This is a genomic window from Jiella soli (genome assembly GCF_020615385.1).
Lineage (GTDB): Bacteria > Pseudomonadota > Alphaproteobacteria > Rhizobiales > Rhizobiaceae > VKMB-3413.
Genome location: NZ_JAJAVB010000002.1, coordinates 1 through 17,806, shown reverse-complemented (window position 1 = coordinate 17,806; position 17,806 = coordinate 1). Strand labels below are relative to the sequence as shown.

At 66.5% G+C, this 17,806-nt stretch carries 15 protein-coding genes; 7 read left to right on the top strand and 8 right to left on the bottom strand.

Annotation, left to right across the window (positions count from 1 at the left end):
• Nucleotides 1-82: 82 nt before the first annotated feature.
• Nucleotides 83-643 carry a GNAT family N-acetyltransferase gene (locus LH400_RS00335; RefSeq protein ID WP_229150660.1) on the bottom strand — a complete coding sequence of 187 codons (561 nt, stop codon included), beginning with the start codon at nt 641-643 and terminating at the stop codon, nt 83-85.
• Nucleotides 640-1,527, bottom strand: a complete 888-nt coding sequence (gene serB / locus LH400_RS00330; protein WP_229150659.1) for a phosphoserine phosphatase SerB — start codon at nt 1,525-1,527, stop codon at nt 640-642. Before serB ends, LH400_RS00335 begins: the two co-directional genes overlap by 4 nt.
• Nucleotides 1,528-1,541: 14 nt before the next feature.
• Here serB and miaA point away from each other — a divergent pair, with 14 nt between their 5' ends.
• The gene (miaA, locus tag LH400_RS00325) at nt 1,542-2,465 is read left to right on the top strand and encodes a tRNA (adenosine(37)-N6)-dimethylallyltransferase MiaA (RefSeq protein ID WP_229150658.1); all 924 of its coding nucleotides are present in this window, start codon (nt 1,542-1,544) and stop codon (nt 2,463-2,465) included.
• 60 nt (nt 2,466-2,525) lie between these two features.
• Nucleotides 2,526-3,317 (top strand): GGDEF domain-containing protein, encoded by a 792-nt coding sequence (locus LH400_RS00320; RefSeq protein WP_229150657.1) that lies wholly within the window; start codon nt 2,526-2,528, stop codon nt 3,315-3,317.
• A gap of 110 nt (nt 3,318-3,427) precedes the next feature.
• Here LH400_RS00320 and LH400_RS00315 read toward each other — a convergent pair whose 3' ends face one another.
• The 3 genes from LH400_RS00315 to LH400_RS00305 form a co-directional block, all read right to left on the bottom strand.
• A complete protein-coding gene (locus LH400_RS00315; RefSeq protein ID WP_370638295.1) occupies nt 3,428-4,438 on the bottom strand; it encodes a BMP family lipoprotein in 1,011 nt (336 codons plus the stop codon).
• Nucleotides 4,439-4,708: 270 nt separating this feature from the next.
• Nucleotides 4,709-5,989 carry a flagellin N-terminal helical domain-containing protein gene (locus tag LH400_RS00310; protein WP_229150656.1) on the bottom strand — a complete coding sequence of 427 codons (1,281 nt, stop codon included), beginning with the start codon at nt 5,987-5,989 and terminating at the stop codon, nt 4,709-4,711.
• 496 nt (nt 5,990-6,485) lie between these two features.
• Entirely contained in the window at nt 6,486-6,755 is a 270-nt protein-coding gene (locus LH400_RS00305; RefSeq protein WP_229150655.1) for a DUF6894 family protein, read from the bottom strand.
• A 725-nt stretch (nt 6,756-7,480) separates the two neighbouring features.
• Here LH400_RS00305 and LH400_RS00300 point away from each other — a divergent pair.
• The 4 genes from LH400_RS00300 to LH400_RS00285 all read left to right on the top strand — a co-directional run bounded on the left by LH400_RS00300 (nt 7,481) and on the right by LH400_RS00285 (nt 13,124).
• Nucleotides 7,481-8,332 (top strand): ABC transporter substrate-binding protein, encoded by an 852-nt coding sequence (locus LH400_RS00300; protein WP_229150654.1) that lies wholly within the window; start codon nt 7,481-7,483, stop codon nt 8,330-8,332.
• Between the two features lie 29 nt (nt 8,333-8,361).
• Entirely contained in the window at nt 8,362-10,320 is a 1,959-nt protein-coding gene (gene fhuB, locus LH400_RS00295; RefSeq protein WP_255616774.1) for a Fe(3+)-hydroxamate ABC transporter permease FhuB, read from the top strand.
• 38 nt (nt 10,321-10,358) lie between these two features.
• On the top strand, nt 10,359-11,219 hold the full coding sequence (locus LH400_RS00290) for an ATP-binding cassette domain-containing protein (RefSeq protein ID WP_229150652.1): 861 nt from the start codon (nt 10,359-10,361) through the stop codon (nt 11,217-11,219).
• A gap of 150 nt (nt 11,220-11,369) precedes the next feature.
• Nucleotides 11,370-13,124: an ABC transporter ATP-binding protein gene (locus LH400_RS00285; protein ID WP_229150651.1), complete on the top strand. Its 1,755-nt coding sequence runs from the start codon at nt 11,370-11,372 to the stop codon at nt 13,122-13,124.
• A 54-nt stretch (nt 13,125-13,178) separates the two neighbouring features.
• Here LH400_RS00285 and LH400_RS00280 read toward each other — a convergent pair whose 3' ends face one another.
• The 3 genes from LH400_RS00280 to LH400_RS00270 all read right to left on the bottom strand — a co-directional run bounded on the left by LH400_RS00280 (nt 13,179) and on the right by LH400_RS00270 (nt 16,899).
• Nucleotides 13,179-13,457 (bottom strand): SH3 domain-containing protein, encoded by a 279-nt coding sequence (locus LH400_RS00280; protein ID WP_229150650.1) that lies wholly within the window; start codon nt 13,455-13,457, stop codon nt 13,179-13,181.
• A gap of 102 nt (nt 13,458-13,559) precedes the next feature.
• Nucleotides 13,560-14,663, bottom strand: coding sequence for a siderophore-interacting protein (locus LH400_RS00275; RefSeq protein ID WP_229150649.1), 1,104 nt, complete (start codon nt 14,661-14,663; stop codon nt 13,560-13,562).
• 7 nt (nt 14,664-14,670) lie between these two features.
• Nucleotides 14,671-16,899, bottom strand: a complete 2,229-nt coding sequence (locus tag LH400_RS00270) for a TonB-dependent siderophore receptor (RefSeq protein ID WP_229150648.1) — start codon at nt 16,897-16,899, stop codon at nt 14,671-14,673.
• Nucleotides 16,900-17,247: 348 nt separating this feature from the next.
• On the opposite strand from LH400_RS00270, the gene LH400_RS00265 reads away from it, so the two are divergent.
• Nucleotides 17,248-17,806, top strand: a 559-nt coding sequence (locus LH400_RS00265; RefSeq protein WP_229150647.1) for an FAD-dependent monooxygenase, incomplete at its 3' end; no start/stop codon positions are given.

The window sequence follows — 17,806 nt, the reverse complement described above, 5'->3', positions numbered from 1 at the left end:
GGCCGCGATCGCATCCGGTTCGGGGACGCTCGCACGGCCGTCCTCGCCTCGTTGAGGCCCGGCAGCGTCCCGAGAGTGGACCTCAGCCTGGCCGTGCCGCCCAGTCACTTTGAGCGAGCCGGTAAAGATGGTGGCGCACCAGGTCCGGATGCATGGCCGGGTCGACATTGGGATGGTCGAATTCTCCGGCGTGCTGCATTCCCAGGCGGCGCATCACGGCTTCGGATCGGCCATTCGTCGTCACGCAGAAGCTGACGACCTCGTCTGCAGAAAAAGGTGGGGCAAAGAGGCGCAAGAGACAGGCTTGCGCCGCTTCGCCCGCAAAGCCTCGTCCCCAGACTTCCGGCAGGAGCCGCCAACCGATCTCGATCCCCGGTGCGCGGGGCATGTTCGGCTCGGTCACCGCGGCGCCCACCATGCCGGTCACGCGGCCCGACTCCTTGTCTTCCATGGCAAAGAAGGTGAGCCCGTCGCGGGCGAAGCGTTCGTTGAACCGATCCATGATCGCGTCGGATGCTGCCCGGTCCCGCCGGAACGGGAAGAAGTGCATCACGTCGGGATCGCTGTTCAGCCGGTGGAAGACCTCGCGATCCCCGTCCTGCCAGATGCGCAGACGGGTTCGCGCAGTCTCGGCGAAGATCATGCCCGAAAGTCCGCCTGCCGGTAACCCTGGATGTAGAGGAGGGCGGTGAGGTCGCCGTGGTCGACGCGGTGCGGCGCCTTGGCAGCCACGGCTGGCTTGGCATGAAGGGCGACACCCGTCCCGGCTTGTCCGATCATGCCGAGGTCGTTGGCCCCGTCACCGACGGCGATGGCCTCGCGGGGGGCGAGGCCCAGCCGTTCCGCGATCTCGTTCAGGGCGGTGACCTTGGCTTCCGCCCCGAGAATCGGCTCGGCAACGCGCCCCGTCAGCTTTCCGTCTTCGACGAGAAGCACATTGGCGCGGTTCTCGTGGAAGCCGAGCATGTCCGCGATGCGGCTCGTGAAGACGGTGAAGCCGCCGGAGACGAGCGCGGTGTGGCCACCCTCGGCGCGCATGGTGCGAATGAGCGTGGCGCCGCCCGGCGCAAGGGTGATCCGCTCGGCGATCACCTTGTCCACGATCTCTTGGGCCAGACCCTTCAGCAGCGCCACGCGCTCGCGCAGCGCGGGCTCGAAAGCGATCTCGCCATTCATCGCCCGCGCCGTGATCGCCGCGATATGGTCCTTGATGCCGATCTCGGCAGCCAGTTCGTCGATGCATTCCTGGCCGATCATGGTCGAATCCATGTCGGCGATCAGAAACTTCTTGCGCCGACCGGTCGCCTCCTGCACGACGCAGTCGAAGGCGCCGGTGCTCGCGATTTCGGCGATGCGTCGCCGCTGGTCCGGGCTTGGCTCGGTCTCGACCATCAGATCCGCTGCCTGACCAGGTGCGAGCCAGTCAGAGGAGCTCGGATCGAGGCCGAGCACGGCGGCGATCTCCTCGACGGCCGGTGTGGGAAGGCCTTCTCCGCTTTGGGCGGCGATCAATGTTGCGACATGCATGGGAAGACGGGCCGATGCTCGCGGACAGACAGGCGATCCTGATAGCGGGGCCGACCGCCAGCGGCAAGTCGCAGCTCGCCCTGGAACTCGCCGAACGCCTGGACGGCGTCGTCGTCAACGCCGATTCCATGCAGGTCTATGCCGGCCTGCGCATCGTCACCGCCCGGCCCGGTCCGGACAATCTGGCCCGCGCGCCGCATTGCCTCTACGGTCATGTCGAGCCTGGCACACCCTATTCGGCTGCAGCGTTCGTCCGCGACTGCAGAAGTATAATTTTGCACGCTTTGCAATCTGGTCGGGTGCCGATATTCTGCGGCGGGACCGGGCTCTACTTCAAGGCGCTCTTCGGTCTCCTCGATAGCATGCCGTCCGTGCCGGATGACATAAGGCAGACTTGGCGACGACGCCTGCAGGAGGAGGGAGCCGCAGCGCTTCACGCGCTCTTGATGGCTCGCGATCCGGTCGCGGCAGCCCGGATCGCGCCAGCCGACGGACAACGCATCGTGCGGGCGCTGGAAGTCATGGAAATTGCCGGCGTGCCATTGTCCGAGCTGCAGTCGGGCGAGGGGGAGGTCCTGCTCGACGCCGACAGATGTCTGAAGATCGTGATCACGCCGCCGCGCGACATCCTTCGCGAGCGGATCGCACAGCGCTTCGATATCATGTTGCAATCCGGGGCTCTGGAGGAGGTGGCGGCGTTTCGTGATCGCTATGGCGAGGTGCCGGGGACGGCGGCCAAGGCGATCGGCGTCGCCGAACTCGGCGCGGTTCTGGACGGGCAGATGTCGCTGGACGCAGCCCGCGAGCGCACCGTCACCCGCACCCGGCAATATGCGAAGCGGCAGGAGACTTGGTTCCGCCACCAGTTCGGAACCGGCTGGCTGCGCCTGCCGTCAGCCGACCGCACGAATCTGGAAGGTTTGCTGCCTTTCCGTTAAGTCTGCGGTAGACAGTATCGAATAATCCTCGGGTCTCCGAAACCGGGACCGCTTCATTCGATGAAACTAGGCAGGGCAGAACTGCCGGTCATCCTGCTGCTGGCAGCGGTGGCGGCCGCCGCCGCGTCGTTCACGGCGGACCATTTGCAGGGCCACCCGCAGCCATTGCTGGCGGAACTGCGCGGCGTTTCGATCGGACCGGGACGCTATCTGCTCTTCGAACTGGGGATGGCCTGTCTCGCGGCGGCGATGATCCTCGGGATCGGGTGGATCCTGCCGGCCATGCGCCACCAGACGCGGGAACAGAACAAGCTGCAGTCGCTGGCCGGTCTCCTGCGCAAGCGATCGCAGGACCTCGAGCAGGCCGCCGTCACCGATTCGCTTACCGGCATGCACAATCGCCGCTTCTTCGACCAGGCGATGGAGCAGTATATCGAGGAGTTTACGCGAGTGGGGCGGCCGCTCGGCCTCGTCGTGATCGATCTCGATCGCTTCAAGGCGATCAACGACACCTATGGTCACGACGTGGGCGACGAGGTCCTGCGTGCCCTGGCGGCTTGCCTCTTCGAATTCGCCCGGTTCAACGACGTGGCCGCGCGTCTCGGAGGCGAGGAATTCGCTATTCTCGCGCCCAACATGGAGATGATGGAGCTCAGGCGGTTTGCGAACAGCTTGCGCGAGGCGATCGCGTCTCTCGACATCAAGGTCGGGTCGGCCAGCCTGCGGGTGACGGCGTCGATGGGACTGTCCGTCTCGCAATCAGGCGACGTTGCGGCGACGCTTTTCAAGCGAGCCGACATTAATCTCTACCAGGCCAAGCAGGCGGGCCGCAATCGCATCTGCGCGGCGTGAGCCGGGGAGCGGGCCGGGACGGCGACGCCGATGGGACGGCGAGCGCACCCGCCGCGTGAAAAAGGCGCCGCCTTTCGGCAGCGCCTTAAGCGTCTTTCAGAGTTGACCGATCAATAGGGGCAGTTCGAATCGGTCGAGTAGTCGTGGACCTCGATTTTGCCGTCGATGATGTCCTGCTTGGCCTTCTCGGCGGCAGCCTTCATCTCGGGCGTGATCAGATCCTTGTTGTACTCGTCCACCGTATAGCCGACGCCGTCCTCGGCGAGGCCGAGCACCTTCTTGCCGGGCTCGAACTTGCCGGCCTTGGCGTCGGTGAAGATCTGGTAGACGGCATTGTCGACGCGCTTGACCATCGAGGTCAGCACGTGGCCAGGGAACAAGGAATTCTGGTTGGAATCGACGCCGATGCCGTATTTGCCTTCGTCGGCTGCCGCCTGGAGCACGCCGAGGCCGGTTCCGCCGGCCGCGTGGAAGATGACGTCGGCGCCCTGGTCGATCTGGGACTTGGCGAGCTCGCCGCCGCGCACCGGATCGTTCCAGGCCGCTCCGGTCGTGCCGGTCATGTTCTCGAGGACGGTGTCGTCCTTGGAGACGGACTTGACGCCGCCCTTGTAGCCGCAGGCGAATTTCGAGATCAGCGGGATGTCCATGCCGCCGACGAAGCCGACCTTTCCGGACTCGGACTTCATCGCCGCCAGGATGCCGACGAGGTAGGAGCCTTCCTCCTCCTTGAAGAGGACGGACTGGACGTTCGGCTGGTCCACGACGGCGTCGATGATGACGAAGTCAATGTCGGGATACTCCCCCGCCACCTTTTCGAGCGCTGCGGCCTGACTGAACCCGACCGAGATGATCGGGCTGGCGCCATCGCGGGCGAAGCGGCGCAGGGCCTGCTCGCGCTGGGCGTCGTTGACGATTTCGAATTCGCGATAGTCGGTGCCGGTCTCCTTCTTGAACTTCTCGGCGCCGTTATACGCGCCCTCGTTGAAGGATTTGTCGAACTTGCCCCCGAGATCGTAGAGGATCGCGGGCTTGAAATCTTCGGCAGCCGAGGCAGCGCTGACCGAGAGAAGAGAAGCGGCCAGCAGTCCGGCCAGGAACGTTTTGATCAATTGTTGCATCCTGTTGCAGGTGGCGGATGGACGAATGCCGGATGTCCGGCGTCACGATGGCGGCAAGCCGGCATCGTGCCTGCATCACAGATTGACATGAGCGGTCCGGAGAATCACGTGAAATCGACCGTGGCGACCGGCCACGATTCCCGGCCGACGCGTGGGGCGGCGCGCCGCGACGTTTCGGCGTTTCCGAACCGTTCTCCGGCCTGAGAACGAATGAAAGCCGGGCCGGCGCTTTCGCGCCGGCCCGGTTCGGTCGCAGAGGTTTCAGGCTTCTTACTTGAAGAGCGAGAGCAGGGTCTGCGAGGAGGAGTTGGCGATCGAGAGCGCCTGAACGCCGAGCTGCTGCTGGGTCTGGAGCGCCTTCAGCCGGGTTGATTCCTCGGTCATGTCGGCATCGACCAGCGTGCCGACACCCTTGTCGATCGTGTCCATCAAGTCGGACACGAAGGTCGTCTGCAGGTCGATGCGGTTCTGGATCGCACCAAGCGTCGAAGCGCCCGCCGTGACCTTGGAGATCGCATCATCGACGATCCCGATGTACTTCTTGATGTCGGCTGCGGTGATCGAGGCGCCGGTGATGTCGATCGTGGACACCGCCGTGCCGGCATCGGCATCGGTGTTGGAGACCGTGATGGTGGTGCCGGTACCGGTCGCGGTCGTCGACAGCGACAGGGCGCCGGCCGTCGAGGCGGTGGCGGAGGCGGCAACGCCAGCGGCAGTCAGCGCCGCGTTCATGACCGAGGCCATGGCGGTGGCGCCGGCGATCTTGCCGTCGGTGACGCCGAGCGTGGAGTTAACCAGCGCCTGATCGATGGTCACGACCTTGGCGGTGGTGCCGGTGCCGATGGCAACGTCGAAGCTGATCGTGTCGTTGACGTCGAGCGTGAGCCCGGTGGTGGAGCTGCCCATGCTCACGGTCGCCGCAGTCGCAGTGGCCGCCGTATTGGTCCCGTCCGTGACGCCGTTGGCGCTGGTGTTGCCGCCCACGCCGCCGTTCAAGATGCCGGCGCTGGTGGAGTTCGCGTCGTAGAGGGTCAGCTTGGAGGTGTCGACAGTGATCGAGCCGAGCGACAGGGCGCCGGAAGCGTCACGAGCGAAGTTCGCGACGATCGACTTGCTGGCGTTGTAGCCGGAAGCGCTGGAGTCGATCGACAGCCAGTTCTGACCGGAGAAGGAGGCGGAATCGGCGATGCTCTTCAGCTGTTCCTGCAGCTGGCTGATCTCGTCCTGGATCTTGGTGCGGTCGACGCCGTCCTGGGTCGCCGCGGTCAGCTTGGCCTTGATCTCGTTGAGAACGTCCTTGGCGGAGTCGAGGCCGGTATAGGCCGTGTCGACCGTCGCCGAACCGATACCGAGCGAGTCCTTGACCGCCGACATGGCCTTGTTGTCGGAGCGCATGGTGGTCGAGATCGACCAGTAGGCGGCGTTGTCCTTGGCGTCGGCGACGCGGTAGCCCGTGGAGATCGCGTTCTGCGTCTCTTCCAGCGAGGTGTTGGTCAGGGCGAGGGTCTGCAGCGCCGTCATCGCCGCAGTATTCGTCATCAGACTGCTCATGATATTTGTCCCGATACTATACAACTAATGATGGGACATTCCGGGTTTTGCCGGGATAGAGGTGCGACGTCATGTCTGTGGCTCGAGATTTACTGCAGTGCCACCCTGCTATGGACAGGACAATGCCGCGGGGGGCTCTGCTAAATGGTTAACGCGATGCCGCTTCTCTCAAGCATTCGGCACTTTCGAAGAAACGCTTTGTTTATGGTAAATAAAGGCTAAACAGGTCGCTGAGGGGCGCGGCAAGACCCGCAGCGGGGTCGGCCCGCTCGGCTGCGCGGAGATTCGGGCTGGGTCCTGCCGTGCCGCTGGGCCGGCGGCCATGGCAGGCAGTGCGCGCGCAAGAGGAAGGATCCAGATCGCGCCCGATGTCAGCGCCGCATCGAACGCCCGCATTGGACAAGCTGGCAGAAGAATAAGGTAGCTGCCGGATCATCGATTTCGACACTCGCATCGGGTGGCAATCCGTGGGAACGCGGATTTCGGAGCCGGACCGCTACGAAGAAGGATCGTCGGGCGGCGAGCCTGCGGTCTCGTCCCATTCGACTGTCAGCGTCAGCGACGCCTTCAATATCCGCCCGCCCTCGGCGTCACGAACGAGCACCGAGATCACCTGCCGGTCTCCGTCAGGCCCCGCGTCGCGGGCAAGGGTCGGAAGGGCCGCAAGCGCGTGACAGCGAACCGCTTCCACATCGTCACAGTCGAAACCGATGTCGTCGTAGGCACAGTGATGATCGTCCTGTATGTCGAAAAAATAATGAGGCATGCCCGGTCTCCGCAATAGGAAGCTGGCTCGCATTTGTCATCGACGTGAATCCGTCGCCGAGAGAAGGGCGCTACCGACCACCGCAGCGCCGACACGCTGCCCGAGGTTCTCCGTCCGCTGACCGGAACGATGTGGGGGCCGGCAATCCCGGCCGCCTGGCCGGCACCTTCGAGGCACAACGAGACGACAAGGGATCTTGAGGCGGAAGGAGCGTCGACCACTTCTTCCGCGACAGGCCAGACCCGGATTTCGGATCTTCGATCCATCCTCGACATGAGCCGCCGTCTGCCACGATCCGATTCTGGCATCGATCGGATCAATGCATGGTCAGGTAGACGGCAAGACATCAGCGTCAACCAAAGCCCGGTGGCTCGCTTTCTGACAGCGAACGGCGGCGCCCGGGCGAGCGTCCCTTCAAACGACCGCTTCCTTCTTGCCGGCGAGGGCCTTGCCCTCCTCAACGGCCGAAGCTAGTAAAATATGAATAGCAAACTCAACTTATAACAGGATGGTTCGAGGGGCGGTCGAAGGATGGCGAATTCGAGCAATCGGCGGGATCTCCTGCAAGAAGCCGGCCTCGACGGTCCGCACTGGTCCTCCGCATTACAGGACCTTGTGGCGCTCTTTGCCGAATCGACACGGCCGATGCGCCGGCTTTCGCAGGTCTTCGACGCGTTGCTGATTGGAAATATTCGAAAGTGACATGCCGTTTCACAAGAAGAGGGGTGCTGGCCGGCGCCGCTCTGCTTCCAATCCTGCCCGGCATCGGAAGCGCGAAGGCGCGGCCGCGGATCGCCTCGCTCGACTACGCGCTCGCCGAGACGCTGGTCGCGCTCGGACACCCGCCCATCGCGCTGGCCTCGGCGGCCGACTGGGGCCGCTGGGTCGTCGAGCCGAAGTTGCCGGAGGGCGTCGTCGATCTCGGCTCCAGTCTTGAGATCAATTTCGAACTCCTCGCCAAGCTGGAGCCGGACCTGATCCTGACGACGGACTACGTCAGGCGGCAGGAGCCTGCGCTGAGGCGCATCGCCGACACCGTCCGGCTGACGCTCTACGAGCCCGGCGCCCTGCCTCTCGACCGGGCCTACGCCGCGGCGCGCACGCTCGGCGACCGGTTGTCCCTCGGCCCGGCGGCGGATGCGCTGATCGCACGGGCGGACCGGCATTTCGACGTTGTGTCCCGCCGGGTTCGCGCGCTCTCGCCGCCGCCGGTCCTCCTCGTCAACTTCCTCGATCCGCGGCATGTGCGCGTCTATGGCGGCACGGGCCTCTTCCAGAACGTGCTCGACCGGATCGGCCTCGAGAATGCCTGGCGCGGCGAGGCGAACTATTGGGGCTTCGCCACCGTCGGCATCGAGGATCTTGCGACCCGCGATGATCTCCGGCTGCTCGCCTTCGATCCGGTTCCGCCCCATGTCTGGCCGACGCTGCGCGAGAGCCCGCTCTGGACCCGGCTGCCCTTCGTGCGCGCCGGCGCGGTGACGGTCCTGCCGCCCGTCCTGACCTTCGGCGCGATTCCTTCGGCGATGCGCTTCGCCCGGCTCGTCGTCGATGCGCTGGAGGGCCGCGCGACGTGACCGGAGCCTTGAAATTGAAGGGCCCGGTGATGCTGAGCCTCGGCCTGGCCCTCTTCGTCGCCCTCCTGGCCGCGGGCCTGCTCGCCGGACCCGTCCGAGAGTTGTTCGCTTCGACCTCGGCCGGTGGCGGCTACGACGCCCAGCGGATGGTACTTCTCTATGCGCAGCTGCCGCGCTTCGTCATGGCGCTCCTGTGCGGCGGCGCGCTTGCAGCCTCCGGCGCGATCCTGCAGCAGGTTCTGCGCAATCCGCTCGCCTCGCCGACGACGCTCGGTATCGACGCCGGCGCGCGCCTCGCGCTGGCGCTGGCGACGCTGTTCGCGCCGGCGCTGTTCGGCTTCGGCCGCGACGTCGTCGCGCTCCTCGGCAGCGGCGTCTCCACGCTGGTCGTCTTCGCCCTGGTGCGCAGGAAGGACTTCGCCGCCGTCTCGCTGGTGCTCGCCGGGCTGGTGGTCAGCCTCTATTGCGGGGCGCTCGCAGCGATCCTCGTGCTCCTCAACGACCGCTATCTCGTCAGCCTGTTCATCTGGGGCGCCGGCTCGCTCAGCCAGCAGGGCTGGCAGCCGGCGCTCGACCTTGCCCTTCGGCTCGCGCTTCTCGTCCTGCCGGCGGCGCTTCTCGTGCGACCGCTGTCGCTCATCGATCTCGGCGACGAGAGCGGCCGGGCGCTGGGCCTGTCGGTCGGGCGGCTGCGCTTCCTGGCGGTCGCGCTGTCCGTGCTCCTGGCGGCCTTCGTCGCCAGCGCCGTCGGGGTGATCGGCTTCGTCGGGCTGGTCGCGCCGCTCCTGGCGCGCCTTGCCGGCGCCAGGCGCTTCGGCGAACGGCTCCTCTTTTCCACGGTGATCGGAGCGCTGCTCCTCGCTTTGACCGACACCGCCGTACAGCTCGCCGCCGGGGCGACAGCGGAGTTCCTGCCGACCGGCGCGGTCACGGCCGTCTTCGGCTCGCCGCTCCTGCTTGTCCTCCTGCCGCGGCTGAAGTCTTTCGCGCGGCCGGCGCTGGGGGCGAGAGCACCGGCGCTGCCGCGCCGCCTGCCGAAAGGCGTGCTCGCGGCGCTTCTCCTGTGCATCGTCGTGCTTCTTGCCGCCGCCGTCCTCTTCGGGCGCGACGCCGCCGGCGGCTGGCAGCTCCTGCCGCCGTCCGAATGGTCGGATGTCCTGCCCTGGCGGGTGCCGCGGCTTGCCGCCGCCTGTCTCGCCGGCGCGATGCTCGGCGTCGCCGGCCTCATCCTGCAGCGGCTGACCGGCAACGAGATGGCGAGCCCGGAGGTGCTGGGCGTCAGCGCCGGCGCCGCCTTCGCCTTCGCCCTGTCGCTCTTCCTCCTCGGCGGAACCGGCATCATCGGTGAGGCGGTGCTGACGACCGGCGGCGGCATGGCGGTGCTGGCCGCGATCCTCCTTCTCTCCCGCCGCTCGGGCTTCGTGCCGGAGACGGTGCTTCTGGCAGGCGTCGCGCTGAACGCGCTGCTCGACGCGGTCATCGGCGTCCTGTCGGCGAGCGGCGATCCGCGCGGCTTCATCCTCGTCGCCTGGATGGGCGGCTCAACCCATGGCATGACGCTCGACCGCGTCCTGCCGATCGCGCTCTCCGCCGCGTTTCTCGTCGCCGCAAGCGCACTCACGGCGCGCTGGCTGGCGATCCTGCCGCTCGGTTCGCCCCAGTCGCTGTCGCTCGGCGTGCCGCTCGGCCGCGCCCGGCTGGCGCTGCTGCTCCTCGCGGCCGCGCTGACGGCGGCGGCGACCCCGGTGCTCGGCCCGCTGACATTCGTCGGACTGATGGCGCCGCATATCGTGCGCTCGCTCGGCATCCGCCGCCCGCTGCCGGAGCTCGCCGGCACGGTCATGGCCGGCGCCGCCGTCATGGCGGTCGCCGACTGGATCGCGCGCGTCGCCGCCTTTCCCTACCAGCTGCCGACAGGCCTCGTGGCGGCGCTGGTCGGGGCGCCGGTGCTGATGGCGCTCATCGGACGGCGAGAGGTCGCCCGGTGAGCATCCAGCGGCTCGATATCGAAAGAAGGACGCATATGATGCTCGCCGATACGTTCGGATATGAACAGGTGGAAGCCGGCCGCCGCGACGGCACGCCTCCCCGAGCCGACGAAGAGACAAGCGGGGCCGCGTTTTGCGTCGACGGCCTCGGCTTTGCCGTTCGCGGGCGCTCGCTGCTCGGTCCTCTCGATCTCTCCCTGAAGAAGGGTGGCGTGATCGGTCTCGTCGGCCATAACGGCTCGGGCAAGTCGACGCTCGTCAAGCTGCTCGCCCGCCAGGAGGCCCCGACCGCCGGCGCGATCCACTTCGACGGGCGGCCCCTCGGCGCATGGGGCGATCGCGCCTTTGCGCGCGCGGTCGCCTATCTGCCGCAGCACACGCCGCTCGCGCCGGGAATGCTGGTGAGCGAACTCGTCGCGCTCGGGCGCTATCCCTGGCACGGCGCGCTCGGCCGGTTCACGAATGCGGACCGCGAGAAGGTGGCGGAGGCGATGGCGCTGACCGATACCGCGCACTATGCGGATCGCTTCGTCGACACGCTCTCCGGCGGCGAACGCCAGCGCGTCTGGCTCGCCATGCTGATCGCCCAGAACGCCGGCTGCCTTCTCCTCGACGAGCCCACCTCGGCGCTCGACATCGCCCATCAGATCGAAGTGCTCTCCCTGGTCAGAAAGCTCAGCCGCGAGCGCGGCGTGACGGTGATCGTCGTCCTGCACGAGATCAACATGGCGGCCCGCTTCTGCGACGAGATCGTCGCGCTGAGGGCCGGCCGGCTGGTCGCGCGCGGAGAGCCTCGAGACATCATGACACCCGAGACTCTCGAGAGCATCACCGGCATCGCGATGGGCGTCCTCGTCCACCCCGAAGGCGGTGCACCGATCGCCTATCCCCACGGCTGACCGCGCCGCCCGCCTCGCGCCTGCCTTGCTCGACACGGATGGTTTGGGGCGAGTAGGAAGGCGCGCTTCCCGTTTCGCGGCGACGGCCGGTTCTGCCGCCGCCTTCCGGTCCGTTTCGTCCGGCCGGCCGCTTCCGTGAGAGAGACCCAGATGCTCGCCCGCTTCTTTTCCTACTACGCGCCTTGGCGCGGGCTGTTCTTCCTCGACTTCGGCTGCGCCATCCTCGCGGGCCTCCTCGAACTCGCCTTCCCGATGGCGGTCAAGGTGTTCGTCGACAGGCTCCTGCCGAGCGGCAATTGGAGCCTGATCGTTGCCGCGGCGGCCGGTCTCCTCGTCATCTACGTGCTGAATACCGGACTGATGGCGGTCGTCACCTATTGGGGCCACATGCTCGGCATCAACATCGAGACCGAGATGCGCCGGCGCGCCTTCGACCACCTGCAGAAGCTCTCTTTCGGCTATTTCGACAACCAGAAGACCGGCCATCTCGTCGGCCGGCTGACCAAGGACCTCGAGGAGATCGGCGAGGTCGCCCATCATGGGCCGGAGGATCTGTTCATCGCGGTGATGACCTTCATCGGCGCCTTCGTGCTGATGCTGTTCGTCCATGTCGAACTTGCGCTGATCACCGCGGTCGTCGTGCCGGTGGGCACCATCGTCACCATCCGCTACGGCGCCCGCATGACCGAGACCTGGCGGGCGATCTACCGGAGCGTCGGCGACTTCAACGCCCGGATCGAGGAGAATGTCGGCGGCATCCGCATCGTCCAGGCCTTCGCCAACGAAGATCACGAGCGCGCGCTTTTCGCGACGAACAATGCCGGCTACCGCCGCCGCAAGCTCGACGCCTACCGCATCATGGCGATCAGCCAGTCGCTGAACTATTTCTCCATGCGTATGACCCAGGTGATCGTGATGATCGCCGGCACCTATTTCGTCATCGCCGGCGGCCTGTCGAACGGCGGGTTCATCGGCTTCCTGCTCCTTGTCGGCGTGTTCTTCCGGCCGGTCGAGAAGATCGCCGCGGTGCTGGAAAGCTATCCGAAGGGGATCGCCGGCTTCCGCCGCTATTGCGAATTCGTGGACACGCGGCCCGACATCGTCGACGCTCCCGGAGCGCGGCCGGTCGAATCCTTGCGCGGCGACATCGTCTTCGAGGGTGTGCGTTTCGGCTATGCGCCAGGCCGCGCGGTGCTTAAGGGCATCGACCTTCAGATCACGGCCGGCGAGACGATCGCCTTCGTCGGTCCGTCAGGGGCCGGCAAGTCGACCATCTGCTCGCTGGTCCCGCGCTTCTATGACATCGAAGCCGGGTCGATCCGCATCGACGGGATCGACATCAGGCAGATGACGCTCGCCTCGCTGCGCCGTCAGATCGGCGTCGTCCAGCAGGAGGTGTTCCTGTTCGGCGGCACGATCCGCGAGAACGTCGCCTATGGCCGGCTCGCCGCCGGCGACGAGGAGATCTGGGATGCGCTACGGCGGGCGCATCTTGCCGAGACCGTGGCCGCGCTGCCCGAAGGGTTGGACACGGTCGTCGGCGAACGCGGGCTGAAGCTGTCCGGCGGCCAGAAGCAGCGCTTGTCGATCGCCCGCATGTTCCTGAAGGATCCGGCGATCCTCATCCTCGACGAGGCGACCTCGGCGCTGGATACCGAGACCGAGCGGGCGATCCAGGCCGCGCTCGCGGAACTCGCGAAGGGGCGCACGACGCTGGTGATCGCGCATCGCCTGTCGACCATCCGCCATGCGAGCCGGATCGTCGTGGTCGTCGACGGCCGCATCGCGGAGGAGGGGAGCCATGCCGCCCTTCTTGCCCGGGACGGGATCTATCGGCGGCTGGTGCGGGCACAGGAGTTTGATGTCGGCGCCGCGCCGAACCGGCTCGTCACGGCCGGCTCGTAGAGGGGGGCACGACGCCGCGTGGCTGCCGGGAGAGGGGCGCCAGCGCCCCGGCGTCTAGTCGCAGACATATTGGGAGAAGACCCAGCCGACATAGGAGCCGTTGGCGACGACCTTGTACCAGGAGCCGCGCGCAGCCTGGATCTCGAGATAGGTGCCTGGGGCGAGGCGGAGGAGTTCACGCGAACGCGAACTCGGACCCGACCGCATCGACAGGTAGTTGTCGCCATTTGGATTGAGGCCGCAGACATAGGACGCGGAAGCCGGCGACTGCGCGAGAAGGGCGGCGGCGATGACTGAAAGGAAAGTTGTTCGGCGAAAAGACTTCGTAGTCATGATGTGCCTCGGATCTCGGTCGTTTCGCCCACAATTGGGCTGCCGATACATCAGCGTAACCGAGGACCGGTAGAAAATCCATGCGCGATCGCAGTCGACGGCTCAATCGGCCGTGTCTTCACTGGTCCCGCGGCGCCAATAGGCCGCCACCATATGGTTCGTCCTGTTGAGGCTCCAGACCTTCCGGCAATGCGTGCGCAGGCGCTTGAACGCCGAGAATTCCGCCGCCGCCCAGACGAAGCAGCCGGGTTTTGCCGGCCAGTCGAGCCTGGTCACGGTATCGACGAGAAGAGAGGTCGTGCCGGCCGGGCGGCCGCCGCGGCTCAGCCAGACGACATCGAGGCCGCGCGGATGGACGAGAGGCTGGATCTCCGCATCGTCGTGGACCTCGATCAGGGCGAGGCCCCGCTGGTCGGCGGAAAGGACCTCCAGCATGCGGGCGATCGCGGGAAGGGCCGTTTCGTCGCCGGCCAGAAGCAGCCGCTCGGCCGAAACCGCGCCGCCGCCGCCCGGGCCTATCATGCCGACCAGATCGCCCGGCCTGGCCTCGCGCGCGAAATCCGAGCCGGGGCTCGATCCCTCGTGAAGCGCGATGTCGATATCCACCGTCCCGGCCTCGATGGCGAAGCGGCGGATCGTATAGGTGCGGGCGGTTAACCGGTCCGCGCCGCTCGGCCAGAGGGGGATGCCGGTTCCGTCCGCCTGCGGCCAGACGGGCGGGCGGCCCTTTGGTGGAAACAGCAGTCTCACATGCAGCCCGCCGGTCGCGAAGCGCTCGAGGTCGGCGCCCGCGAGCCGCACGCGGCGCATGCGCGGCGTGACGTCGCTCACCCCCACCACCCGCATTTCGCGAAGCTGCGGCAGATCGCGCCTGTCGCAGCCGTCGCCGGTCCATCCGATCGCAGCCGATCCATCGAAGGATCGCACGGCATGGGCGACGAAGTGCCGGAGCGTCGCGAGCGCGCCGAGATCGTCGGCCGACGCCACGGCGAGAAGCCGGTCTCCCTCATAGGCGAGGCGCGCGAGCCCGCCGTAATAGGGGAACCGCAGCACGGTGCCGGGTGCCACGGGTTGCGGCACCTCGTCCGCGGCATGTTCGGCGAGACCGTCGAGCAGGCGGTCCGCACCGGGGAGCGTGACCTGCAGCTCGGCACGGAACCGGAACCCCGACTCCAGGTCCAGGGCGGTTGGCGGCGTTCCGGTCATCTCCGGCCTACCAACGATAGGTGAGGCTGGCGGTGATCTTGCGCGGATCGCCGTAGAAGCAGGAATCGGCTCCGTTGCAGGAGGCGACATAGGTCTTGTCGGCGATGTTGGAGACGTTCAGCGCCCCCCGCCAATGATCGCGCTCATAGGAGATCGCCGCGTCGAAGACGGTGAAGTCCGGCACTTCGAGCGTGTTGGCGAGATCGGCATAAGACTTCCCGGTCCAGCGCACGCCGCCGCCCACTCTCAGCCCGTTAAGGGTGCTGGCCTCCGGAAACCGGTAGTCGAGCCAGAGCGAGGCGAACTCTTCGGGCGTTGCAACGGGGGTGAGGCCGAGATTGACGTCGGAGGTCTTGGTGACGTCGATGTCGTATTTCGTGTAGGCGCCGATCGCGCTCAGACCTTCCGCCAGTGCCAGCGTGCCCTCGACCTCGATGCCGCGCGAATTGATCTCGCCGACCTGGACCTGGGTGAAGGAGCGCCCGCCGCTGACGTCATAGGTGAGGACGTTCGAGCGCGTGAGGTCGAACAGCGAGACCGTGACGAAGGAATCGAAGCCCGTCGGCTGATACTTGACCCCCACCTCGTACTGTTCGCCGGTTCCCTGTTCGAACGGCTTGCCGGTGTCGGCCGAGACGCCGAGCACCGGCGTGACGAAGCGGGAATAGCTGGCATAGGGCGCTAGCCCGTTGTCGAAGACATAGGCGGCGCCGACGCGGCCGCTGAAATAGCCGTCCGAACTGTCGGCATCGTCGCCGATATGGTTGTCGAGTTCCGTCTCGATGAGGTCGTAGCGTCCGTTCAGCGTGACGGTCAGACGGTCCAGGGTGATCCGATCCTGTGCGTAGAAGCCGGTCTGCTTCAACGTCTCGACCGCGTCGATATAGACGTTGTCGATCGGTCCGATATTGAGGCCGTAGACCGGATTGCGCACGTTCAGCGGCGAATAGAGCGTGCTCGTCCCCTGGACGTCGTCGATCCTGTAGTAGCGGTAGTCGAGGCCGGTCAGGAGCGTGTGGTCGAGCGCCCCGGTCGAAAATTTCGATTCCAGCTGGGTGTCGGCGTTGAAAGTGTCCGCCGTCGGGTCGGTGCGGAAGTTGAGCCGGGCGAGATCCTCGCTCGTCCCGCCGGACAGGCCGTTCAGGCTCGACAGGTCGTCCGCATAGCCGAAGGGATAGACATAGGAATAGGTCGAGGAGGTGTGGGCGTAGCGAAGGTTCTGGCGGATGGTGAAGGTGTCGTCGAAGCGATGCTCGAACTCGTAGCCGACCGTCGCCTGCTCGCGGCTGTATTCGTCGACCGAGGGATCGCTGGTGAAGAGCTCGCGGTCGATCCTGCCGAAGGAGGCGGGCACGACCGTGCCCTCATAGGGCAGGAAGCCCGGCAGATTGTTCGAATCCTCGGATCTGTAATAGCCGAGCACGGTCAGGCTGGTGTCGCCGTCGGGCGCCCAGGTGAAGGACGGCGCGACGACGCCGCGGAACTCGTCGCCATAGTCGGCATAGGTGTCGCCGCCGACGAGCACGGAGTTCCAGCGATAGAGGACCGTGCCGCTCTCGTTCAGCTTGCCGCCCATGTCGAGAGCCGAATAGGCCTGGCCATCGTCGTTGATGCCGACAGTCGCCTCGAACAGCCGTTCGGCCACGGGCTTCTTCGAGACGAGGTTGACGAGGCCGCCGGGCGAGGTTCCGCCATAGAGCACCGAGGCCGGGCCTTTGAGCACCTCCACCCGGTCGAGCACCGCCGGATCGATGCGCCAGCTGGCGAAGGCGGTGGAGAACAGCGCCAGCCCGTCGAGGAAGAGGCCGTCCTGATCGGCCGAGAAGCCGCGGATGGTAAACCAGTCGAGCCGGTTGTTGGCGCCGTATTGCTGCGAGCGGACGCCGGAGGAATAGCGCGTCGCCTCGTCGACCGTGCGCACGCCCTGTTCCTGAAGCTGGTCGGATGCGATCACCGAGACCGGCTGCGGCGTCGTCAGCCGCGATGCGGAACCCTTGGTCGCGGTCGAGGCGGACGGCTGGACATATCCATTGCCCTGAGAGAGGGCGGCGTTGCCGTTCTGCGTTGCCCCGTCCGTCGCGACCACGGTGCCGTCCGCCGCGCCGGTCTGGCCTTCCACGACCACCGGATCGAGCCGGACGACGTCTTGCGCGGCGACGGATGTGGCAGTCCCGGTGGCAAGAAGCGTGATGACGACGAGACGGCGGCGCCCGCCATTCCCCCTGAGCGAATGCATTGACCTGTTCCCCTTGCCGAAGTGGCTCCAAGGGTCTGCGTATTGAAATATGAATATCAGAGTCAAGTTATTGCGCGGGAAGCTGCTCGTCTTCCTCTGCGCGGCGTGGCCGATGGGCAACCTTTTCGGCCCGTTCGCACGTCTTCCGAGCGCGATCCCGCCGTTGACGACCGGTCAGGTCGCTGACAATGCTGTCCTCCGCAGACGGCTGTCGACGGGCGCTTTTGCGCATTGTGCCATGCGGCTCGCCTTCCCGGTCGAGGCGGCGCGATGATCGGCGCGGCATTTTCGGCCGCTGCCGTGACGACGGTCGGACCCGCCGCGTGGCAGCAAGGACGAAGACGAAAAATGGCAGTGCAATCCCCGACAGCCGAGATCGTCAGCCGGACACCGACCCGCACCCGCGTTGCGGTGATCGGCGGCGGTCCGGCCGGCCTGCTGCTCGCGCTGATTCTCCACCGCGCCGGCATCGAATGCGTCGTCCTCGAGCGCCGCAGCCGCGACTACGTGCTCTCGCGGATCCGGGCCGGCGTCCTGGAGCAGGGCACGACCGATTTGTTGCGCGTCGCCGGCGCCGGCACGAGGATGGATCGCGAGGGCCTCGTCCACGATGGCTTCGACATCGCCTGGCGCGGCGAAAAGCTCCATATCGACCTGCGCGATCTCACCAGCGGCAAGACCGTCATGGTCTACGGCCAGACGGAAGTGACCCATGATCTCTACGACGCGCTGGACGAGGCGGGCGTCCCGGTCGTTCACGAGGCGGAGAACGTCAAGCCGCAGGACGTCGAAACCGATGCACCCTTCGTCACCTTCGAGACCGCCGAGGGCAGCCAGCGGCTGGAATGCGACTTCGTCGCCGGCTGCGATGGCTTCCACGGCGTCTGCCGCCAGACCATCCCGGCCG